The sequence below is a fragment of the Bradyrhizobium betae genome, assembly GCF_008932115.1.
In the GTDB taxonomy this organism is placed as follows: Bacteria; Pseudomonadota; Alphaproteobacteria; order Rhizobiales; family Xanthobacteraceae; genus Bradyrhizobium; species Bradyrhizobium betae.
Genome location: NZ_CP044543.1, coordinates 4,042,222 through 4,063,391 on the forward strand (window position 1 = coordinate 4,042,222; position 21,170 = coordinate 4,063,391).

Consider the following 21,170-nt stretch of genomic DNA (forward strand, 5'->3'; position numbering starts at 1 on the left):
GTCGGGACGTCCGATGTCGCTGCCATTTGCTCGGGCGGCGTGATATCCCACCCCCATGAAAACTCCCAAAATCCTGCGGCGGTGGTTTTCGCGAAAGTTCGGCTTTGCGCGGCTGATGTGTCTGGCGCTGCTGGTGCTGTTTGCCGGCGCGCGGCTGTGGGATCCGCCGCCGATCCAGGAATTGCGGCTGCGCACCTTCGACATGTTTCAGCTGATCGACCCGCGCCAGAAGGCGGCGCGGCCGGTCGTCATCGTCGACATCGACGACAAAAGCCTCGCCAGGCTCGGCCAGTGGCCGTGGCCGCGGACGCGGATCGCGGACCTGATCCAGAATCTCACCAACAACGGCGCGGTGGTGATCGGCTTCGACGTGGTGTTCTCGGAAGCCGACCGGCTCAACCCGGATCTGGTCGCGGGCCAGATGCGCTATCTCGACGACGCCACCCGCGCCAAGCTGCGCGAGCTGCCGAGCAACGACCAGATCCTTGCCGAAGCGATCAAGCGCTCGCGCGTCGTGCTGGGCGAGACCGGGCAGCGGGCCATTTCGTCGGAGATCGACAAGACGCTGCCGCTCACCGGCGTTGCGACCGTCGGAGAGGAGGGCGCCGATAACTTCCTGTACGAATTCCCGGGCCTTCTCCGCAACGTGCCTGCCATCGAGAAAGTCGCCGCCGGCCGCGGCCTGTTCACCATCCGCACCGAACGCGACGGCCTGATCCGCCGGGTGCCGATGGTGATGCGCGCCCAGGGCAACATCATGCCCTCGCTCAGCCTCGAGATCCTGCGGGTCGCGACAGGCACGCCGACCCTGCTGGTGCGCACCGACAAGACCGGCATCCGCGCCGTCCGGCTCAAGGGCGTGGAAATCCCGACCGACCGGAACGGCCAGCTCTGGGTGCACTATGCGCCGCAGGATCCCTCGATCTACGTGTCCGCCGCCGACGTGCTCGACAACACCGTGCCGCCGAACAGGATCGCCGGCAAGCTGGTGCTGGTCGGCACCTCCGCAGTCGGATTGAACGACATCAAGACCACGCCGGTGTCGAGGGCCATGCCCGGTGTCGAGATCCACGCGCAGGTGCTGGAGAGCGTGCTGAGCAGCGCGGTGATCTCGCAGCCCAACTATGCGCTCGGCGTCGAGTTGCTCGCGGCGCTCTTCATCGGCCTGCTCGTCATCATCTTCACGCCGAATCTCGGTCCGGTGAAGCTGGTGCTCGCGGGCGCAGCCTTTGCCGCGGTGCTGGTCGGCGTCTCCTGGTTCTTCTACGCGCAGTACCGCTATCTGATCGACTTCACCTATCCGTTGTTCTCGACCACCGCGATCTACCTGACGCTGATCTTCGCAAGCTTCGTGCGCGAGCAGCGCCAGCGCGTGCAGATCCGTGGCATGTTCGCGCAATACATGTCGCCGGTGCTGGTCGAGCAGCTCGCTCAGTCGCCGGAAAAGCTCGTGCTCGGCGGCGAGGAGCGCGAAATGACGATCATGTTCTCCGACGTGCGCGGCTTCACCACGATCTCGGAGACCTACAAGCACGATCCGCAGGGGCTGATCGCGCTGATGAACCGATTCCTGACGCCGCTCACGGACGTGATCATCGATCAGAAGGGCTACATCGACAAATACATGGGCGACGCCATCATGGCGTTCTGGAACGCGCCGCTCGACGATGCCGCGCACGAGGTCAACGCCTGCGAGGCCGCGATCCAGATGCTGGAGCGGATCGACGCCGTCAACAAGGTGCGCGAGCAGGAGGCCGCCGACGGCGGCCACGTCTACATCCCGCTCAATGTCGGCATCGGCCTCAACACCGGTATCGGCGTGGTCGGCAACATGGGCTCTGACCTGAAGAAGAACTATTCGGTGCTCGGCGACAGCGTGAATCTCGCGTCGCGCCTCGAAGGCCAGTCGAAGGAGTACGGCTTCCCGATCATCGTGGGATCCCGGACCGCGCTCGCGGCCAAGGACAAGTTCGCGATCCTCGAGCTCGACTTCATCATGGTCAAGGGCAAGACCGAGCCGGAGGTGATCTATGCCATCGCCGGCCGCAGCGACGTGATGCAATCGGGACCGTTCCAGCGCCTGCGCAACATCACCATCGAGATGCTCGGCTGCTACCGCAGTCGCGACTGGCAGGGCGCGCTCGACGCCATCGAACGCGGCCGCCGCAGCGAGGATGCCGACACGCTGGAAAAGCTGTTCAAGCTCTACGAGGTCCGCATCAAGGATTTCCAGCTCAACCCGCCGGCCGAGGGCTGGACCGGGGCCTATGCGCTGCTGACGAAGTAGGGCGGGCGAGAAGGCTCCGCTGGCGCCACAACAATGGTGTCGTCCCCGCGAAGGCGGGGACCCATAACCCCAGGGAGCGGTTATAGCGCGAGCTCGCAACTCCGAATCTTCGCCAAATCACTTCCTGTGGCTATGGATCCCGGGTTCGCGACTACGTCGCGCCCCGGGATGACGTCAGTGCTTGACGCGGCAGCTCGTCCCCTCACTCCACCCCGATCGTCGTCAGGTCCTGGAACCAGTGCTGGGCCTGCACGAGCTGCTTGATCTTCGGCGACAGCGCATGCGGGTTGGTGTCGTGCACGACCCACACCAGCGCGGCGTCGTCGACGATCAGCGCGTGGGCCTGGGCCAGCAATTCGTCCTGCTTGGTGGCATCGAAGATCTGCTTGGCTTCGTCGATCAGCGCGTCGACCTTCGGGTTCTTGTAGCCGCCCCAGTTGACGCCGACCGGCGCGATCTGGCCCGAATGAAAGAAGCGGACGATGGCGTAGAGCGGGTCGGAGGTGACGTAGGCGATGTTGTTGGCGGTGATGCCGGCGTTCATCTCGTCGGCCGCGCCCTTGCGCCAATGCGTATAGAGCGTCTCGAGCTCGACGACCTTGAAGTCGATGTCGATGCCGATCTCCTTGAAGCTCTGCTGCAGGAACTCGTTCATCGGCAGCGACAGCATCTGGCCGGTGCCGCCCTGCGCGATGATGAAGGTGGCCTTCAGCGGCTTGGCCTTGGAATATCCGGCTTCCTCGACCAGCTTCTTCGCGGCGGCAAGATCGTATTTCAGCTCGAAGCTCGGCTTGCCGAACCACGGGCTCGACGGATCGACCTGGCCCTTGGCGGGTTTTGCGAGGCCATTCATCAGGCCGACCACGGCCTCGCGATCGATTGCGAGGTTCAGCGCCTTTCGCAGGCGGATATCGGTCCAGGGCGAGCCCGGCAGCACGCTGAGGTGATAATTCCAGACGTGCGGCGTGACGTTGTCGACCAGCTTCATGCCGGCGGCCTTGAGCTGAGGCACGGCGTCCGGCGCCGGCGTCTCGATCAGGTCCACCTGTCCGGCGAGCAGCGCGTTGGTGCGCGTCAGCGCTTCCGGCATCGGCACCAGCACGAGCTTGTCGACCTTGGGAATGCGCTTCTTGTTCCAGTAATCCGGATTCTTCGTCAGCTCGGCGAGCTCGCGCGGCACCAGCTTGGTCAGCTTGAACGGGCCGGTGCCGGAGGGCTGGCTGGCGAACTTGTCCCAGTCCTTGCCGAGCTTCTCGTACTGCGCGGGGCTCGACACCAGGAACCAGAGCATCTGATAGGGGAAGAAGGAATCGACCGTCTTGGTGGTGATCTCCACCGTGGAATCGTCGATCTTGGCGTAGCTCGCGACCGACGGAAGCCGCGTCTTCACCTGTGCGCTCTGCCGCTTGTCGAATTGCGGCGCCTTGTCGTTGAGCACCTTGTCCAGATTCCAGATCACAGCGTCGGCGTTGAACTCGCTGCCGTCGTGGAACTTCACGCCCTGGCGCAAGGTAAAGCGCCACTTCGTTTTGTCCTTGTCGTCCACCTTCCATTCGGTGGCTAGCCCCGGCACCAGCTTGCCCGGCCGGTCGGCGACTTCCATCTCCCAGGCCACCAGCGGATCGTAGATCGTGTAGGCGGTGAACTGATAGGCGCCGGCGCCGCGATCGGGCTGGCCGGTCGTCAGCGGAATGTCCGCCATCGAGATGCCGTAGCGCACCACCGTTTCGGCATGCGCCGAGATTGCAGAAGCCGCCAGCGCAAGCACGGCGAGACAAGTCGATAGTCGGGTACGCATGGCCCAGGGCTCCAGGAGTAAATTGGGGAGAAGTCAGAGCCAAACTTGCAATCTTGATGCCAGAATAGGCAGCGCCGCGGCTTTGCGCCCCGACAATCACAAAGACTTGTCGTCGCAGGGGGAATTTGCAGAAAAAGTTTCTCTTTGGCATAGCCATTGCATACGTTTGCATCAAAATTAATCATCGTAAGCCGGAAAAGGATTGAGGCGATGCTTATCAAGACGACCACACGTGCGGCGCTGATTGCGGCGCTGGCTCTGACGACGGCGGCCGCGTGGCCGCACGTGGCCAGTGCCGAGACCGTGCTGCGCATCGGCATGACCGCTGCCGATATTCCGCGCACGCTGGGCCAGCCCGATCAGGGCTTTGAAGGCAACCGTTTCACCGGCCTCACCATGTATGACGCGCTGACCGGCTGGGACCTCTCGTCCGCCGACAAGGCGAGCACGGTGATCCCCGGCCTCGCCACCGAGTGGAAGGTCGACGACGCCGACAAGACCAAATGGACCTTCAAGCTGCGCCCCGGCGTCACCTTCCATGACGGCTCGCCGTTCAATGCCGACGCCGTGGTGTGGAACGTCGACAAGGTGCTGAAGCAGGATGCGCCGCAGTTCGACGCCAGCCAGGTCGGCGTCACGGCATCGCGCATGCCGACGCTGGCCTCCGCCAGGAAGATCGACGACATGACGGTCGAGCTCACCACCAAGGAGCCCGACAGCTTCCTGCCGATCAACCTCACCAATCTGTTCATGGCGAGCCCGGCGAAGTGGCAGCACTTCTATGAGAAGGCCGAAGGCGCCGATGCCAAGGCGAAGTCGCAGGCCGCCTGGACGGCGTTTGCCAAGGACGCCGCGGGCACCGGCCCGTGGAAGATGGCGAGCTTCACCCCGCGCGAACGGCTCGAGCTGGTGAAGAATGCGAGCTATTGGGACAAGGCGCGCGTGCCCAAGGTCGACAAGATGGTGCTGGTGCCGATGCCGGAAGCGAACGCCCGCACCGCGGCACTGCTCTCCGGTCAGGTCGATTGGGTCGAGGCGCCGGCGCCGGATGCGCTGCCCGAGCTCAAGCAGCGCGGCTTCAAGCTCTACGCCAACGAGCAGCCGCACGTCTGGCCGTGGCAGTTCTCGCGCATCGAAGGCTCGCCGTGGAACGACATCCGCGTGCGCAAGGCCGCAAACCTCTGCGTCGATCGTGAAGGCCTGAGGGACGGCCTGCTCGCCGGCCTGATGGTGCCGGCGACCGGCACCTTCGAGCCCGGCCATCCCTGGCGCGGCAAGCCGACCTTCGAGATCAAGTATGACAAGGCGGCCGCCCAAAAGCTGATGCAGGAGGCCGGCTTCGGCCCGTCCAAGAAGCTGACGGTGAAGATCCAGACGTCGGCGTCGGGATCGGGCCAGATGCAGCCGTTGCCGATGAACGAATATCTCCAGCAGGCGCTCGCCGAATGCTATTTCGACGTGAAGCTCGATGTCATCGAGTGGAACACGCTGTTCACCAACTGGCGCCGCGGCGCCAAGGACCCCAGCGCCAACGGCTCGAACGCGACCAACGTCACCTATGCGGCGATGGACCCGTTCTTCGCGCTGGTGCGCTTCCTGCAGTCGAGCATGGCGCCGCCGGTCTCGAACAATTGGGGTTTCATCAACAATCCCAAGTTCGACGAGCTGGTAAAGAAGGCGCGGCAGACCTTCGATCCCGCCGCGCGTGACGCTGCGCTCGCCGAGCTGCACGCAGCCTCCGTCGACGACGCCGCCTTCCTCTACGTCGCCCATGACGTTGGCCCCCGCGCCATCAGCCCGAAGGTGACCGGCGTCGTGCAACCGAAGAGCTGGTTCATCGACTTCTCGCTGGTGTCGATGCAGTAGCCTATCGCAACGTACTCGGTGCACCCTCTCCCGTTGTGGGAGAGGGTGGCTTCGCTTTAGCGAAGCCGGGTGAGGGGTCTCTCTCCGCGGATGCGGACCTCTCCATCGAAGCAATTTCGTCCGCGGACACAACCCCTCATCCGGCGCTTGCGCGCCACCTTCTCCCACAAGGGGAGAAGGGAAGAAAGAATCCGACGTGCTCGCCTATATCGCCAGACGCATCGTCTACGTCATCCCGATCGTCATCAGCGTGGCGCTGGTGTGCTTTCTGCTCGTGCACATCACGCCGGGCGATCCGCTCGTCGCGGTGCTGCCCGCGGATGCCTCGCAGGAGCTCGCGGCGCAGCTGCGCGCCGCCTATGGTTTCGACCGTCCGCTGCCGGTGCAGTTCGGGCTGTGGCTGCTGCGCGCGCTGCACGGCGATCTCGGCAATTCCATCGCCACCGGGCGTCCCGTGCTCGCCGAGGTCATGCGCGCGGTCGCCAACACCGTCACGCTGGCGATTGCCGCCGCCATCATCGGCTTCACCATGGGCATCCTGCTCGGTCTGATCGCCGGCTATTTCCGCGAGACCTGGATCGACAAGGTCGCGACGTCCTTTGCCATCGCTGGCGTGTCCGTGCCGCATTACTGGCTCGGCATGGTGCTGGTCATCATCTTCTCGGTTCAGCTCAACTGGCTGCCCGCGGTCGGCGCCGGTCCGAACGGCTCCAACTCCTGGGCCTGGGACTGGGCGCACATGAAATATCTGGTGCTGCCGGCAATCACGACCTCGGTGATCCCGATGGGCATCGTCACCCGCACCGTGCGCGCGCTCACCGGCGACATTCTCTCGCAGGACTTCGTCGAGGCCTTGCGCGCGAAGGGCCTGCACGAGACCGGCGTGTTCCGCCACGTCATCAAGAACGCCGCGCCCACCGCGCTCGCAGTGATGGGACTTCAGCTCGGTTACATGCTCGGCGGCTCGATCCTGATCGAGACCGTGTTCTCCTGGCCGGGCTCGGGCTTCCTGCTCAACTCGGCGATCTTCCAGCGCGACCTGCCGCTGCTGCAGGGCACGATCCTGATCCTGGCGCTGTTCTTCGTCTTCCTCAATCTGCTGGTCGACATCGCGCAAGCCGCGATCGATCCGCGCATCAAGCGGGGCTAGCCGATGAGCGAGCTTCCGTTGTCAGCCACCGCCGACGCCGCGCTCCAGGCGGCGCCCGCGACCAAGGCGCGCGGCTATTGGGCCACCGTCGGCCGCCGCATCCGGCGTGACAAGGTCAGCATGGCCTGCGCGCTGGTGCTGCTACTGATCTTCCTCTCCGCGATCCTTGCGCCGTGGCTCGGGCTCGAAGATCCCTACAAGGGCTCGATGATCCGCCGCCTCCGCCACATCGGCACGGTGGGCTATCCGCTCGGCACCGACGAGCTCGGCCGCGACATGCTGGCGCGACTGATCTATGGCGGGCGCCTGTCGCTGGTCATCGGCATTTTGCCTGTGATCCTCGCCTTCTGCATCGGCACATCGCTCGGCCTGGTCGCCGGTTATGTCGGCGGCAAGCTCAACACCGCGATCATGCGTACGATCGACGTATTCTACGCCTTCCCGTCCGTGCTGCTCGCGATCGCGATCTCCGGTGCGCTGGGGGCCGGTATCCTCAACTCCATCGTATCGCTGACCGTCGTGTTCGTGCCGCAGATCACCCGCGTCGCCGAAAGCGTCACCACCGGCGTGCGCAACATGGACTTCGTCGAGGCCGCGCGTGCCTCCGGCGCGGGGCCCTTCACCATCATGCGCGTGCACATTCTCGGCAACGTTCTGGGCTCGATCTTCGTCTATGCCACCAGCCTGATCTCGGTCTCGATGATCCTGGCCGCCGGCCTTTCCTTCCTCGGTCTCGGCACCAAGCCGCCGGAGCCGGAATGGGGACTGATGCTCAACACGTTGCGGACCGCGATCTACGTCAACCCGTGGGTCGCCGCGCTTCCGGGCGCGATGATCTTCGCGGTCTCGATCTGCTTCAATCTGCTCTCGGACGGCCTGCGCAGCGCCATGGACATCAGGAATTAAGATGATGATGCACATGCACACTGGCGTGGCACAGAAGCTCGTCATGCCCGGGCTTGTCCCGGGCATCCACGTTCTTTGTGTCGCGTGTCAAGGCGTGGATGGTCGGGACAAGCCCGGCCATGACGGTGAAGGACGGCGGCCATGAGCGAAACCAACACCCCCGTCGCCATGCTGGAGCCGATCGAAGACCTTGGCGGCGCCGCGCAGCCGCTGCTTCAGGTCAACGGTCTGACAAAACACTTCCCCGTGCGCGGCGGGCTGTTCGCCGCCAAGCGCACCGTCCGCGCCGTCGACAACGTCTCCTTCTCCGTCGCCAAGGGCGAGACGGTCGGCATCGTCGGCGAGTCCGGTTGTGGCAAGTCGACCACCGCCCGTCTCTTGATGCACCTGATGCCGCGCGATGTCGGCGACATCATCTATGACGGCATGACAGTCGGGCAGTCCCTGAGCTTGCGCGAACTTCGCCGCGGCATGCAGATGGTGTTCCAGGACTCCTACGCCTCGCTCAATCCGCGCCTGACGATCGAGGAATCCATCGCCTTCGGCCCGAAGGTGCACGGCATGGCGGAGGGCACGGCGCGTGCCCTGGCGCGCGAGCTGCTCGGCAAGGTGGGCCTGGTCCCTGCAAACTTCGCCAACCGCTACCCGCACGAGATCTCCGGCGGCCAGCGCCAGCGCGTCAATATCGCGCGTGCCCTGGCGCTGTCGCCGCACCTGGTCATCCTCGATGAAGCGGTCTCCGCGCTCGACAAATCGGTCGAGGCGCAGGTGCTCAATCTGCTTGCCGATCTCAAGCGCGAGTTCGGTCTGACCTATCTCTTCATCAGCCACGACCTCAACGTCGTCCGCTACATCTCGGACCGCGTGCTGGTGATGTATCTCGGCGAGGTCGTCGAGCTCGGCCCCGTTGACCAGGTCTGGGACAGCCCCGCGCATCCCTACACGCGCGCACTGCTTGCTGCGATGCCGTCGTCCGACCCGGACCGCCGCACCGAGAAGCCGCCGATCTCGGGCGATCCGCCCAACCCGATCGATCCGCCGCCGGGCTGTCGCTTCCACACCCGCTGCGCGTTTGCGGAGCCGCTCTGCGCAAATGCCGCACCAAAGCTGACGGCCGTCGATACAATGGGCCACGAAGCCGCGTGCTACATGGCGATCCCGGGTTCAGGCCATAGCCGCGCGCCCGCAGAGGAAACCGCATGACGAGACCGACACCCAAAGAGATCAAGCCGATTGCGCAAGTGGCCGGCGTTCCCGTCGACGACGAGATCGCAACCCGCATCTCCAATTCGATCGGGCCGGCCTTCGAAGGTTTTGAAGCCATCGCCGGCACGTTGCCGTTCGACCTCGAGCCCGCGCTCTATCCGATCGCGCAGACGCTGAAGGTGTCGAAATGAGCACTGAGCCAGCCTTGATGACGCTCACCGAGGTCGCGCGTGCGATCGCGATGAAGCAGGTGTCCTCGCACGAGGTGACGCGGGCGCTGCTGCACCGCATCGCGCAGTGGCAGCCGCATCTCAACGCCTTCATGTCGATCGAAGCGGAGGCTGCGTTGAAAGCGGCCGAGGCCGCCGACGCCGAGCTTGCCAAGGGCAATGTCCGCGGTCCGCTGCATGGCGTGCCGCTGGCGCACAAGGATATGTATTACGATGCCGGCAAGGTCTCGACCTGCGGCTCGCTGATCCGCCGCGATTTCGTGCCGACCGTGACCTCCACCGCCCTGCAGCGGCTGAAGGATGCCGGGCAGGTTCGCCTCGGCACGTTGCATCTGGCCGAGTTCGCCTACGGCCCGACCGGGCACAACCATCACTATGGCCCGGTGCGCAATCCCTGGAACGTCGCGCACATCACCGGCGGCTCCTCGTCCGGCTCCGGCTCGTCGGTCGCCGCGCGCCTGACGTTTGCCGCGCTCGGCTCCGACACCGGCGGCTCGATCCGCATGCCCGCGCATTTCTGCGGCGTCACGGGCCTGAAGACCACCGTCGGCCGCGTCAGCCGCGCCGGCGCGATGCCGCTGTCGCAATCGCTCGACACCGTCGGCCCGCTCGCGCGGACCGCGGAGGATTGTGCGCTGCTGCTGGCGTTGATAGCTGGTCTCGATCCCGCGGATTCGACCACCAGCCACGAGCCGCTGTCGGACTATGTCGCGGCGACCAAGGGCTCGCTGAAGGGCCTCAAGATCGGCGTGCCCGCGTCGTTCTATGTCGACGATCTCGACAGCGAGGTCGCGCGCGTGCTCGACGAGACCATCGCGGTGCTCAAGCGCGAAGGCGCCGACATCGTCAAGGTCGAGCTGCCGGACCAGCGGCAATTGTCATCGGCAAGCCAGCTCGTGCTCGCGGCGGAAGCGGCCGCCTTCCACAAGCGCTGGATGATCGAGCGTCCGCAGGATTACGGCCCGCAGGTCCTGATGCGGCTTCAGAACGGTCTCGCCGTGCCCGCCATCACCTATCTCGAAGCGATGCGCTGGCGCGGTCCGGCGCTCGCGGCTCACAATGCGGCCACGGCCGGAGTTGACGCGATCATCGCGCCGGCTTCGCCGGTGCCGGCACCGACGATCGAGGAGAGCGACGTCGGTGGCGGTCCGAACGCGCCGGCCATGGTGCAGCGCCTGACGCTGTTCACCCGTCCGGTGAATTATCTTGGCCTGCCGTCGCTGACCATTCCCTCGGGCTTCACCAAAAGCGGCCTGCCGGTCGGCATGCAGCTGATCGGCCGCTCCTTCGACGAGGCGACCCTGCTCACCATCGGCGCCGCGTTCCAGCGCGTCACCGACTATCACGACCGGATACCCAAGCTGCCGTCATGACAAAGCTCGTCGACATCTCAGGCCTCAACATCCGCTTCACCGGCGAGCGCACGGTCTATGCCGTGAACGACCTCAGTCTCTCGCTGGGCGACGGCGAGGTTCTGGGCCTGCTCGGCGAGTCCGGTTCGGGCAAGAGCGTGACATTGCGTGCGCTGATGCGGCTATTGCCGAAGAAGCGCACGCAGATCAAGGGCAAGGTCAACGTGATGGGCCGCGACGTTCTGGCCATGAACGACGAGGAACTCTCGTCGTTCCGCGGCCAGACGGTGTCGATGATCTTTCAGGAGCCCGCGCTCGCGCTCGACCCGGTCTACACCATCGGCGCGCAGATCGCCGAAAGCGTGGTGCGTCATGAGGGCAAGTCTTACGCAGAGGGCAGGGCGCGTGCACTCGATATGCTCGAGGTCGTGCGAATTCCCTCGGCCAGGCGGCGTCTCGACGCCTATCCGCACGAGATGTCCGGCGGCATGCGCCAGCGCGCGATGATCGCGCTGGCGCTGGCCTGCCGCCCCAAGATCCTGCTCGCGGACGAGCCGACCACCGCGCTCGATGCCACCGTGCAGATCCAGATCCTGCTGCTGTTGCGCGAGCTGCAGCGCGAGTTCGGCATGTCCGTCATCTTCGTCACCCACGACATCGGCGTCGCCATCGAGATCTGCGACCGCGTGGCGGTGATGTATGCCGGCCAGATCGCGGAGCAGGGCACGCTGCGCGACATCGTCCGCAGCCCGGTGCATCCCTACGCCAAGGGCCTGCTCGCCTCGACCATCCACGGCGCCAAGCGGGGGCAGCGCCTCGAAACCATCCCCGGGACCCCGCCCTCGCTGGCGGAGAAGCCGAACAGCTGCTCCTTCGCCCCGCGCTGCAAGCTCGCCGAGCCGCGCTGCCTGGAGCAATTGCCTCCCAATGTGGCGGTCGGACCGGGCCGGGCGGCGCGGTGCGTGCTGGCGGAGCCGGTGGCGGCGACGTAGCCGGTACGCTCCCTCGCCCCGTTCTTACGGGGAGAGGTCAGGAGAATCGCGGGCTACCAAATTCCTCCACGACAACACCGACTTGTCACACTTGGCCGCGCACCAAGCGTCGAACCCGTTTCTACTGTGCATGGGGTTGTTTTCGACATTTTTGTTCCGGCAAGCGCAACCAGGCGGCAGGGAACCGCATTCACACCCCATTCATTCCGGTTCCCGTTCCATGCGAGGCATTCACGCCAGAGGGATCTCACTGATGTACATTTCCAACGAAGGCCTGCTCGTCATCCTGTTCGTCGGCCTGGTGGCCGGCTGGCTGGCCGGAAAGATCGTGCGGGGTGCCGGGTTCGGGATCATCGGCGACATCGTCATCGGCATCTGCGGCGCGCTGGTAGCCAGCCTGTTGTTTCCGAAGCTTGGCATTCGCATCGGCACGGGCCTGGTGTCCGAGATCGTCTATTCCGCCATCGGTGCGGTCATCCTGCTGCTGGTCGTCAGGCTGGTGCGCAGCGGCGGCCGGCTTTAGCAGCTGCCTCGGCTCAATCGGAGCTTTCGCCTCTCCCCGGCTGGGGAGAGGCCGCGATGTCTGCTATAAAAAGCCGCAAAGACTGTGAAATACCTGACTTGCGTGCGAGGCCGTCAGGGGGTGATGTGACCCATCAGGGTCCCGGATTAAATCGGCTGCGCTCGGCGCAGCGGGAAGACCATGTTAATCCGGGTCGATTACCCCTGAACTGCCTGTGAAATCAGGGGCTCCGGCCCCTCACCTGAAAGAGATCAGACTGATGGCAGCCGTACCTGGCGTCCGCCGTTCAGAGCTCGGTGACGCCTTGCGCGCCTGTCGCACCGCGTTCATCGGCGTCGGCTTGATGAGCTGCATGATCAACCTGCTCTATCTGACCGGGTCGATCTTCATGCTCGAGGTCTACGACCGGGTGCTGCCGAGCCGCAGCGTTCCGACCCTTGTCGGCCTGATCGTCCTCGCCAGCTTCCTCTATGCCGCGCAGGGCGTGCTCGACATGATCCGCAACCGGATCCTGGGGCGGATCGGCACCGCGCTCGACGAGGCCCTCAACAAGCGCGTGTTCGACACCATCGTGCGCCTGCCTCTGCTGGTCGGCAACCGCAACGAGGGCCTGCAGCCGCTGCGCGACCTCGACAATGTCCGCTCCTTCCTCGGCGGTATGGGCCCGAGCGCGTTCTTCGATCTGCCCTGGCTGCCGCTCTATCTCGCCATCTGCTTCGCCTTCCACGTCATGATCGGTGTGACCGCCCTGGTCGGCGCCATCATCCTGGTCGGGCTGACGGTGGTCACCGAATTCATGTCCCGCCAGCCGGCGAAGGAGGCGATGGGCCTTGCCGCCCAGCGCAACGACATCGCCCAGTCCAGCCGCCGCAATGCCGAAGTCATGGTGTCGATGGGCATGACCGGCCGGATGAACCAGCGCTGGAGCGAGGCCAACGAAAAATATCTCGACGGCAACCAGCGTGCGAGCGACGTCGCCGGCGGTCTCGGCGCCGTCGCCAAGGTGCTGCGCATGATGCTGCAATCGGCCGTGCTCGCGGTCGGCGCCTATCTCGTCATCCACCAGGAGGCCACCGCCGGTATCATCATCGCCGGCTCGATCCTGTCCGCCCGCGCGCTGGCGCCGGTCGATCTTGCGATTGCGCACTGGAAATCCTTCGTCGCGGCACGCCAGAGCTGGCATCGCCTCACACGCCTTTTGGAGCAGATGCCGGCGCAGACGATGCCGACCCAGTTGCAGGCGCCCACCAGCCGCCTATCGGTCGAGGGCATCGCCATGGTGCCGCCGGGCGACCAGCGCCTCATCGTGCAGGACGTCACTTTCGCGCTCGCCGCCGGCAACGGCCTCGGCGTGATCGGACCGAGCGGCTCCGGCAAATCCTCGCTGATCCGCGCGCTGGTCGGTGTCTGGCAGCCCGTTCGCGGCAAGGTGCGGCTCGACGGCGCGGCGCTCGACCAATGGTCGAGCGACATGCTGGGTCGCCACATCGGTTATCTGCCGCAGGACGTCGAATTGTTCGGCGGCTCCATCGCGCAGAACATCAGCCGGTTCGATCCCGCGGCGACCTCCGACGGCATCATCGCCGCGGCCAAGGAAGCCGGCGTGCACGAGATGATCATCAAGATGCGTGAGGGCTACAACACGCAGGTCGGCGAGCAGGGCACCGCGCTCTCCGCAGGCCAGGCCCAGCGCGTGGCGCTGGCGCGTGCCCTCTACGGCAATCCGTTCCTGATCGTGCTCGACGAGCCCAATTCCAATCTCGACACCGAAGGCGACGAGGCGTTGACCCGCGCGATCCGCGGTGCACGCGACCGCGGCGCCATCGTCATCGTGGTGGCGCACCGACCGATCGGCGTCGAGGCGGTCGACCAGATCCTGGTGCTGCGCGACGGCCGCATGCAGGCCTTCGGACCGAAGGAGCAGGTGCTCGCGCAAGTGCTGCAGCCGCGCGTGACGCCGCCGGCACCGATCAAGATCGTCAGCGAAGGCGGCAAGTCATGAGCACGATGACGATAGGCGGCAAGCCAGCCGCGAAGAGGACCGTGCGGGACTCGATCCGCTTTCACCTGATGCTCGGGCTTGGGATCGTGCTGGTTCTCGTGGTCGGCCTCGGCGGCTGGGCATCGACCGTGCAGATCTCCGGCGCGCTGATCGCGCCGGGCCAGATCGTGGTCGAATCCAACGTCAAGAAGGTGCAGCACCCGACCGGCGGCGTGGTCGGCGAGCTGCGCGCCCGCGACGGCGACGTGGTCAAGGCCGGCGACATCGTGGTGCGACTGGACGATACCGTCACCAAGGCGAACCTCGCCATCGTCACCAAGAATCTCGATGCTGCGCAGGCGCGCGCGGCGCGGCTCCAGGCCGAGCAGCGCGGGATCGACACGATCGACTTCCCGCGATCGCTGCTCGATCGCGGCAACGATCCCGACGTCAAGGCGCTGCTGTCCGCTGAGACGAAATTGTTCGACGTGCGCGTCAACGGCCGTGCCGGCCAGAAGGCGCAGCTGCGCGAACGCATCCAGCAGCTCAACGAAGAGATTGCGGGTCTGTCCGCGCAGGAAAAGGCCAAGGACAAGGAAATCTCGCTGGTGCAGCAGGAGCTGGTCGGCGTGCGCGATCTCTATGAGAAGCATCTGGTGCAGATCTCGCGCCTGACCACGCTGGAGCGCGACAGCGCCCGCCTCAACGGCGAGCGCGCCCAGTACATCGCCTCGCGCGCGCAGGCCAAGGGCAAGATCACCGAGACCGAGCTCCAGATCATCCAGGTCGACAAGGACATGGTCAGCGAGGTCTCCAAGGATCTGCGCGAGACCAACGACAAGATCGGCGAAATGATCGAGCGCAAGGTCGCCGCCGAGGACCAGCTTCGCCGCGTCGACATCCGCGCGCCGCAGGACGGCATGGTGCTGCAATCGACCGTTCATACCGTCGGCGGCGTCGTCACCGCCGGCGACGCCCTGATGCTGATCGTGCCGCAGGCCGACGATCTCCAGGTCGAGGCCAAGGTCAATCCGGTCGACATCGACAAGCTGCAGATCGGCCAGAAGACGCTGCTGCGCCTCTCCGCCTTCAACCAGCGCACCACGCCCGAGCTCAACGGCGTCGTCAGCCGTGTCTCGCCCGACGTGACCACCGACCAGCGCACCGGCCAGAGCTACTACACCATCCGCGTCTCGCTGCCGGCGGACGAGATCGCCCGCCTCGGCGACTCCAGGATGATCCCCGGCATGCCCGTGGAAGCCTTTGTCCAGACCGGCGACCGCACCATGCTGTCCTATCTGATGAAACCCCTGCACGACCAGTTGATGCGGGCATTCAGAGAGAAGTGACGCGCGAAAGCGCGGCATCCCGGAGCGCGCTTAGCGCGCATCCGGGATCTCGTGCGCCGGGCTTGATTTCGTGGGGTGGGTTAGGCGAAGCCGTAACCCACCACTTCTATGTCTGCTGAAGCAGAGGTGGTGGGTTACGCTGCGCTAACCCACCCTACGCGTCCTCGTTCTTTGCTATAGTTCGACTCAAGCTCCAAGCAATCCGGCGGTCGAACCATGCAATCCCCACCCTCCGTCGCCACCAAATCCTTCACCGACGCCGGTCCCGCCGTCGCCCGGCTCGAAGAGATCTACGAGCGCAACACGAAATTCCTGCGTGACAGGTTCGAGGCTTATGTCAGCGGGGAAGCGATCACGGCCCGGGTGCGGGCCTATTATCCCTTCGTGCGCATCACCACCGCGACGCATGCGCGGCTGGACTCGCGCCTCGCTTACGGCTTCGTCGCCGGCCCCGGCGTGCACGAGACCAGCGTGACGCGGCCGGATCTGTTTCGCGCCTACCTGACCGAGCAGATCGGCCTCCTGATCCAGAATCATGGCGTGCCCGTCGAGATCGGCGAGTCCGCCGAGCCGATCCCGATCCACTTCGCATATCGCCGCGACATCAACATCGAGGCCGCCATCACCACCAGCGAGAATTCGCCGGTAGCGCGGTCGCTGCGCGATGCGTTCGACGTGCCGGATCTGGCCACCATGGACGATTCCATCGCCGACGGCACTTTCGAGCTTCAGCCTGGCGCGCCCGAGCCGTTGTCGCTGTTTCGCGCCGCCCGCGTCGATTACTCGCTGCGCCGGCTCTACCACTACACCGGTACCGACCCCGAGCATTTCCAGAACTTCGTGATCTTCACCAACTACCAGTTCTATGTCGATGCTTTCGCGCAAGCCTGCCAGCAGCGGCTGCAGTCCGGCGAGGCCGGTCTCGAAGCCTTCGTTGCGCCCGGCAATGTCGTCATGCGCAGTGGCGGGGCGACCAGCGGCGCAGCGCCGGCGCGCGTGCCGCAGATGCCGGCCTTCCACCTGGTCGCGCCGGGCTATCGCGGCATCACCCTGATCAATATCGGCACCGGTCCGTCCAATGCGCGCAATGTCACCGATCACGTCGCCGTGCTGCGCCCGCATGCCTGGCTGATGCTCGGCCATTGCGCCGGCCTGCGCAACACGCAGCGGCTCGGCGACTACGTGCTCGCCCACGGCTATGTCCGCGAGGACCATGTGCTCGATCGCGAGCTGCCGTTATGGGTGCCGATTCCGGCGCTGGCCGAGATGCAGGTCGCGCTCGAAGAGGCGGTCGAGGACGTCACGGGCCTCGAGGGTTTCGAGCTCAAGCGCCTGATGCGGACCGGGACGGTGGCCAGCGTCGACAACCGCAATTGGGAGATCAGCGGGCCCGAGGTGATCCGCCGCCTGTCGCAGTCGCGCGCGGTCGCGCTCGACATGGAATCGGCCGCGATCGCCGCCAACGGCTACCGCTTCCGCGTCCCCTACGGCACGCTGCTTTGCGTCTCCGACAAGCCGCTGCACGGCGAGATCAAGCTCGCCGGCATGGCCAGCGAATTCTACCGCCGACGTGTCGGCCAGCATCTCGAGATCGGCCTGAGGGCGCTGGAGCGGCTCAAGCAGCAGGAATCCGAGCGGCTGCATTCGCGAAAACTCCGCAGTTTCGCCGAAGTCGCGTTCCAGTAGAGCGCTTCAACCTCTTTGCGGCTGACAAGCCCGGCAATCCCAAGCATTGTCGGCGCGGGGGCCGACCGGACCGCTTTCCATGCCGCTGATGCGTGACAAGATCATTGGCCATGATCTCGAACGACTCGCCTTTCGCTTCACCATGCTGAGCGAGGGCGACATCGTGCAGTGCCAGATCAGCGACGCCGCGATGGACGAGCTGGCGGGCATGCAGGGCACCGAAAGCAGCGCGCGCCAGGCGCAGTTCCTGTCCTTGCGCGAGACCATCGAGCGGATCGCGTCGGATATCTATGACGAGGCGCCGCGGGTGCACGGCTATGTGGTGCGGATTTTCATGCGGCATTTGGGAAGGTGAGGCGTGCGCCATATTCCGCTGTCATCGCCCGGCTTGACCGGGCGATCCAGTACGCCGAGGCCGTCTTGATTGATCGATGGGCCGCGGCGTACTGGATGCCCCGCCTTCGCGTGGCATGACAGCCGTGTTTGTGGCGATGCTCTCCCGAGTCGCGCGAGTCGTCAAAGCAGCTCACTCCTCCAATTTCCTCAGCAACAACTTCAGCGCGGTCGCCGCAAAGACCTGCATATTCGCGAGCCGGTCGCCGCTCCCCGTCTCCAGCGTGATCACCTGCGCCGCGGGGCCGGATACCGCCATGCAGCTATGGCCGGCGGCGTCGCCGTAGCGGTTGCCGGTGGGGCCGGCGGCGCCGGTCTCGGACAGGCCCCAGTCGGCGCTGAACCGGCTGCGCATCTGGTCGGCGAGGAGTTTGGCGTAGGGCTCCGAGGAGGAGCGAAAGCCCTTCATTCCTTCATCCGAAATATCCATCAGCATGCGCCTGGCATCGCGGGTGTAGACCACGGCGCCGCCGAGGTAATAGGCGGAGGCGCCGGGGACCGCGAGCAGGCTCGCCGAGATCAGGCCTCCGGTCGAGGATTCGGCGACCGCAATGGTCTGTTTACGCGCGATCAGTTGGGCCGCGACCTGTTCTGCAATGCCGACGAGCTCTTTCATCCCTTGATCCTCTCATTCCTCGCAACCGAGCTGCGCCTTCCTAGCATATGCCAGTCGCCCTGGCCGAGTTGCGGACGACGGGCAGGCCTGCTTGAATGGCAGGTGCAAGACGGCGCGGTGAAGCGCTGCGCGAAGTAACGTCACGAGGAAACGCAACAAGGAGACGTGATGGCGTCCCTGATCGCCGGCGGGGTGGATTGCGACGTGCATCCGGCCGTGCCGCATCTGACCAGCCTGCTGCCGTACCTGAACGACTATTGGCGCGATCAGGTGACGACGCGCGGTATGGTCGACCTCGTCTCGCAATCCTATCCCGAGCATTCGCCGATCACGGCGCGTCCAGACTGGCGGCCCGAGAGCGGCAAGCCGGGCGAGAGACTGGAGGACATGCAGCGCCACGTGCTCGATCCCTTCCAGCTCGAGCTCGCCATCTGCAATCCGCTCTATGGCGTGCAGATGGTGTTCTCGGAAGATTTGCAGGCCGCCTTCTGCCGCGCGCTGAACGAGTGGCTCGCGAAGGAATGGCTCGATCGCGATCCGCGGCTGCGCGGCTCGATCGTCATTCCCACGCAAAGCGTCGACAAGGCGGTCGCCGAGATCGAGCGCTGCGCGCAGGACAGGCGCTTCGTGCAGGTCCTGATGCTGGTGATGGGCGACACGCTGCTCGGCAAGCGCGCGCTGTGGCCGATCTATGAGGCCGCTGAACGGCTCGACCTCGCCGTCGGCATCCACGCCGGTTCCGCCTATCACAATCCGCCGACTGCGGTGGGGTGGGGGTCCTACCACATCGAGGATTATGTCGGTCAGGCCCAGGCGTTCCAGGCTCAGCTCACCAGCCTGATCGTCGAGGGCGTGTTCGCCAAATATCCGCGGCTGAAAATGGTGATGCTGGAATCCGGCGTGTCCTGGATCTCCCCCTATCTCTGGCGGCTGCACAAATTCTGGCGCGGGGTGCGGATGGAGACGCCCTGGGTCGATCGCGCGCCGCTGGAAATTGTGCGCAGCAACATCCGCTTCTCGTTACAGCCATTTGATGCACCGCCGGAGGCGGAGACATTAATTCGCCTGTTTGATCATATGCAGTCGGACGAATTGGTCCTATTCTCCACGGACTATCCGCACTGGCAGTTCGACGGCCAGGACGCGCTGCCCGAAGGTCTGTCTCCCGATCTCGTGCGCAAGATCATGATCGATAATCCGCATGCGACCTATCCCCGCCTGAAAGAACTCCCTCCCAAGGAGGCAAGGCCATGAACATCCAGTTCCGCGAACAAACGGATTCCGTCGCCCCCCTCACCGTGAAAACCGCGATCGCGGATTGCGACATCCATCCGGCGCGCGCGACCCGTACCGAACTCTATCCTTATCTGGCCAAACGCTGGCAGCATCATCTCGAAGTCTACGGCGTCCACGCCTATCAGGGCATGATGGAAGGCCCGCCCTATCCGAAGGCCCAGCCCAACGCCTCGCGCCGCGACGCCTATCCACCGGAAGGCGGCCCGCAGGGCTCCTCGCTCTCCTTCATGCAGAAGCAGCTGCTCGATCCCAACAATGTGCAGCTCGGGGTGCTCAATCCGCTCAACACCGGGCAGGGCATCCGCAATCACGAGCTTTCGGCTGCGCTGTGCTCGGCGATCAACGACTGGCAGATCGACAAATGGACCAGCAAGGACAAGCGGCTAAAGGCGTCCATCGTCGTCGGCAATGAGGACGGCCTGTCCGCTGCCGCGGAGATCCGCGAGCGCGCCGGCGACAGGAATTTCGTCCAGGTGCTGCTGCTCAGCCGCAATGTCGAGCCGCTTGGCCAGCGCCGCTACTGGCCGATCTATCAGGCTGCGGAAGAGGCGGGCCTGCCCGTCGGCGTCCACGCCTTCGGCTTCGGCGGCAACCCGATCACGCCGTCGGGCTGGCCGTCCTATTACATCGAAGAGATGGTGGGACATTCGCAGTGCCAGCAATCGGCGCTGGCGAGTCTCGTCCTGGAAGGCGTGTTCGAGCGCTTCCCGAAGCTGAAGATGGTGATGATCGAGGCCGGCTTCGGCTGGGCGCCGTCACTGGCCTGGCGGCTCGACAAGGTCTGGCAGCGTCTGCGGAGCGAGGTGCCGCATGTCAAACGGCCGCCGTCGGAATATATCCGCGAGCAGGTGTGGTGGACCACGCAGCCGATGGAAGATCCTGAAAGGCGCGAGGATCTGTTCGACGTCATCAAATGGATCGGCTGGGACCGCCTGCTGTTCGCGACCGACTATCCGCATTGGGACTATGACGAGCCGTCGCGCGTGTTGCCGGCCGGCGTCAGCGAAGCCAATCGCGAGGCGTTCTATCTCGGCAATGCGAAGAAGCTGTACGGAATTGCTTGATGGCGCGTCATGTCATCGCGCCGGTGGATGAGCTTCCACCGGGCACGCGAAAATTCCTGGAGATCGACGGACGGCCGATCGCGGTCTTCAACATCAAGGGCGAATATTTCGGCCTGCTGAATCGCTGCCCGCATCAGGGCGCGGCGCTGTGCGAGGGCCCGTTGATCGGGCTCGCGCAGTCGAGCGATCCCGGCGAGATCGAATACACCAAACTCGGCGAGATCATCCGCTGCCCCTGGCACGGCTGGGAGTTCGACATCCGCACCGGCCAGTCCTACTGCGACCCCCGCCGCTTCCGCGTGAAAGCGTACCCGGCCCACGTCGAGCCGGGCGCGAGCGTTGTGAAGGGGCCGTATGTGGCTGAGACTGTCACGGTGAAGGTCGAGAGCGATTACGTGGTGGTGGAGCTGTAAGCGGTGCCCTTCACCCTCCCCCTCCAGGGGAGGGTGAAAGTCGGCGGCGATCGAAGTGACCA

The 21,170-nt window shown here is 65.2% G+C and carries 18 protein-coding genes; 16 read left to right on the forward strand and 2 right to left on the reverse strand.

Annotation, left to right across the window (positions count from 1 at the left end; genetic code table 11):
- The first annotated feature begins 55 nt into the window (after positions 1-55).
- Positions 56-2,287, forward strand: coding sequence for a CHASE2 domain-containing protein (locus tag F8237_RS19220; protein ID WP_151646962.1), 2,232 nt, complete (start codon positions 56-58; stop codon positions 2,285-2,287).
- A 202-nt stretch (positions 2,288-2,489) separates the two neighbouring features.
- Here F8237_RS19220 and F8237_RS19225 read toward each other — a convergent pair whose 3' ends face one another.
- The gene (locus tag F8237_RS19225; protein WP_151646964.1) at positions 2,490-4,085 is read right to left on the reverse strand and encodes an ABC transporter substrate-binding protein; all 1,596 of its coding nucleotides are present in this window, start codon (positions 4,083-4,085) and stop codon (positions 2,490-2,492) included.
- A 210-nt stretch (positions 4,086-4,295) separates the two neighbouring features.
- On the opposite strand from F8237_RS19225, the gene F8237_RS19230 reads away from it, so the two are divergent.
- From F8237_RS19230 to F8237_RS19285, 12 genes are all read left to right on the forward strand, one after another.
- The gene (locus F8237_RS19230) at positions 4,296-5,951 is read left to right on the forward strand and encodes an ABC transporter substrate-binding protein (protein WP_151646966.1); all 1,656 of its coding nucleotides are present in this window, start codon (positions 4,296-4,298) and stop codon (positions 5,949-5,951) included.
- Between the two features lie 196 nt (positions 5,952-6,147).
- Positions 6,148-7,101 carry an ABC transporter permease gene (locus tag F8237_RS19235; RefSeq protein WP_151646968.1) on the forward strand — a complete coding sequence of 318 codons (954 nt, stop codon included), beginning with the start codon at positions 6,148-6,150 and terminating at the stop codon, positions 7,099-7,101.
- A 3-nt stretch (positions 7,102-7,104) separates the two neighbouring features.
- Positions 7,105-8,007 (forward strand): ABC transporter permease, encoded by a 903-nt coding sequence (locus F8237_RS19240; RefSeq protein WP_014439493.1) that lies wholly within the window; start codon positions 7,105-7,107, stop codon positions 8,005-8,007.
- Positions 8,008-8,148: 141 nt separating this feature from the next.
- A complete protein-coding gene (locus F8237_RS19245; RefSeq protein WP_162006124.1) occupies positions 8,149-9,210 on the forward strand; it encodes an ABC transporter ATP-binding protein in 1,062 nt (353 codons plus the stop codon).
- The gene (locus tag F8237_RS19250) at positions 9,207-9,404 is read left to right on the forward strand and encodes a hypothetical protein (protein ID WP_014439495.1); all 198 of its coding nucleotides are present in this window, start codon (positions 9,207-9,209) and stop codon (positions 9,402-9,404) included. The genes F8237_RS19245 and F8237_RS19250 overlap by 4 nt, the downstream gene beginning before the upstream one ends.
- Complete coding sequence (locus tag F8237_RS19255) at positions 9,401-10,816, forward strand: amidase (RefSeq protein WP_151646970.1); 1,416 nt, start codon at positions 9,401-9,403, stop codon at positions 10,814-10,816. The genes F8237_RS19250 and F8237_RS19255 overlap by 4 nt, the downstream gene beginning before the upstream one ends.
- A complete protein-coding gene (locus F8237_RS19260) occupies positions 10,813-11,787 on the forward strand; it encodes an ABC transporter ATP-binding protein (RefSeq protein WP_151646972.1) in 975 nt (324 codons plus the stop codon). The genes F8237_RS19255 and F8237_RS19260 overlap by 4 nt, the downstream gene beginning before the upstream one ends.
- A 253-nt stretch (positions 11,788-12,040) precedes the next feature.
- Complete coding sequence (locus F8237_RS19265; RefSeq protein WP_151646974.1) at positions 12,041-12,310, forward strand: GlsB/YeaQ/YmgE family stress response membrane protein; 270 nt, start codon at positions 12,041-12,043, stop codon at positions 12,308-12,310.
- A 259-nt stretch (positions 12,311-12,569) separates the two neighbouring features.
- Positions 12,570-14,312: a type I secretion system permease/ATPase gene (locus F8237_RS19270; protein WP_151646976.1), complete on the forward strand. Its 1,743-nt coding sequence runs from the start codon at positions 12,570-12,572 to the stop codon at positions 14,310-14,312.
- On the forward strand, positions 14,309-15,640 hold the full coding sequence (locus tag F8237_RS19275) for an HlyD family type I secretion periplasmic adaptor subunit (protein WP_151646978.1): 1,332 nt from the start codon (positions 14,309-14,311) through the stop codon (positions 15,638-15,640). Before F8237_RS19270 ends, F8237_RS19275 begins: the two co-directional genes overlap by 4 nt.
- A gap of 216 nt (positions 15,641-15,856) precedes the next feature.
- Positions 15,857-17,326 (forward strand): AMP nucleosidase, encoded by a 1,470-nt coding sequence (locus F8237_RS19280; RefSeq protein WP_151646980.1) that lies wholly within the window; start codon positions 15,857-15,859, stop codon positions 17,324-17,326.
- A 79-nt stretch (positions 17,327-17,405) separates the two neighbouring features.
- Entirely contained in the window at positions 17,406-17,681 is a 276-nt protein-coding gene (locus F8237_RS19285; protein ID WP_143842027.1) for a DUF1488 family protein, read from the forward strand.
- 171 nt (positions 17,682-17,852) lie between these two features.
- Here F8237_RS19285 and F8237_RS19290 read toward each other — a convergent pair whose 3' ends face one another.
- Entirely contained in the window at positions 17,853-18,335 is a 483-nt protein-coding gene (locus tag F8237_RS19290; protein WP_151646982.1) for a CinA family protein, read from the reverse strand.
- A gap of 168 nt (positions 18,336-18,503) precedes the next feature.
- On the opposite strand from F8237_RS19290, the gene F8237_RS19295 reads away from it, so the two are divergent.
- The 3 genes from F8237_RS19295 to F8237_RS19305 are packed head-to-tail and all read left to right on the forward strand — an operon-like array spanning position 18,504 to position 21,108.
- Complete coding sequence (locus F8237_RS19295) at positions 18,504-19,589, forward strand: amidohydrolase family protein (protein ID WP_151646984.1); 1,086 nt, start codon at positions 18,504-18,506, stop codon at positions 19,587-19,589.
- On the forward strand, positions 19,586-20,695 hold the full coding sequence (locus tag F8237_RS19300) for an amidohydrolase family protein (protein WP_014439505.1): 1,110 nt from the start codon (positions 19,586-19,588) through the stop codon (positions 20,693-20,695). The genes F8237_RS19295 and F8237_RS19300 overlap by 4 nt, the downstream gene beginning before the upstream one ends.
- Positions 20,695-21,108, forward strand: coding sequence for a Rieske (2Fe-2S) protein (locus F8237_RS19305; protein ID WP_151646986.1), 414 nt, complete (start codon positions 20,695-20,697; stop codon positions 21,106-21,108). The genes F8237_RS19300 and F8237_RS19305 overlap by 1 nt, the downstream gene beginning before the upstream one ends.
- The last annotated feature ends 62 nt before the right edge of the window (positions 21,109-21,170 follow it).

Excerpts from the sequence above, each read along its gene's own strand:
- F8237_RS19260 (WP_151646972.1), top strand. The coding sequence starts at position 10,813 with ATGACAAAGCTCGTCGACATCTCAGGCCTCAACATCCGCTTCACCGGC.
- F8237_RS19270 (WP_151646976.1), top strand. The coding sequence starts at position 12,570 with ATGGCAGCCGTACCTGGCGTCCGCCGTTCAGAGCTCGGTGACGCCTTG.
- F8237_RS19240 (WP_014439493.1), top strand. The coding sequence starts at position 7,105 with ATGAGCGAGCTTCCGTTGTCAGCCACCGCCGACGCCGCGCTCCAGGCG.
- F8237_RS19245 (WP_162006124.1), top strand. The coding sequence starts at position 8,149 with ATGAGCGAAACCAACACCCCCGTCGCCATGCTGGAGCCGATCGAAGAC.
- F8237_RS19230 (WP_151646966.1), top strand. The coding sequence starts at position 4,296 with ATGCTTATCAAGACGACCACACGTGCGGCGCTGATTGCGGCGCTGGCT.
- F8237_RS19290 (WP_151646982.1), bottom strand. The coding sequence starts at position 18,335 with ATGAAAGAGCTCGTCGGCATTGCAGAACAGGTCGCGGCCCAACTGATC.
- F8237_RS19300 (WP_014439505.1), top strand. The coding sequence starts at position 19,586 with ATGAACATCCAGTTCCGCGAACAAACGGATTCCGTCGCCCCCCTCACC.
- F8237_RS19265 (WP_151646974.1), top strand. The coding sequence starts at position 12,041 with ATGTACATTTCCAACGAAGGCCTGCTCGTCATCCTGTTCGTCGGCCTG.
- F8237_RS19225 (WP_151646964.1), bottom strand. The coding sequence starts at position 4,085 with ATGCGTACCCGACTATCGACTTGTCTCGCCGTGCTTGCGCTGGCGGCT.
- F8237_RS19285 (WP_143842027.1), top strand. The coding sequence starts at position 17,406 with ATGCCGCTGATGCGTGACAAGATCATTGGCCATGATCTCGAACGACTC.
- F8237_RS19255 (WP_151646970.1), top strand. The coding sequence starts at position 9,401 with ATGAGCACTGAGCCAGCCTTGATGACGCTCACCGAGGTCGCGCGTGCG.
- F8237_RS19220 (WP_151646962.1), top strand. The coding sequence starts at position 56 with ATGAAAACTCCCAAAATCCTGCGGCGGTGGTTTTCGCGAAAGTTCGGC.
- F8237_RS19275 (WP_151646978.1), top strand. The coding sequence starts at position 14,309 with ATGAGCACGATGACGATAGGCGGCAAGCCAGCCGCGAAGAGGACCGTG.
- F8237_RS19280 (WP_151646980.1), top strand. The coding sequence starts at position 15,857 with ATGCAATCCCCACCCTCCGTCGCCACCAAATCCTTCACCGACGCCGGT.
- F8237_RS19305 (WP_151646986.1), top strand. The coding sequence starts at position 20,695 with ATGGCGCGTCATGTCATCGCGCCGGTGGATGAGCTTCCACCGGGCACG.
- F8237_RS19250 (WP_014439495.1), top strand. The coding sequence starts at position 9,207 with ATGACGAGACCGACACCCAAAGAGATCAAGCCGATTGCGCAAGTGGCC.
- F8237_RS19295 (WP_151646984.1), top strand. The coding sequence starts at position 18,504 with ATGGCGTCCCTGATCGCCGGCGGGGTGGATTGCGACGTGCATCCGGCC.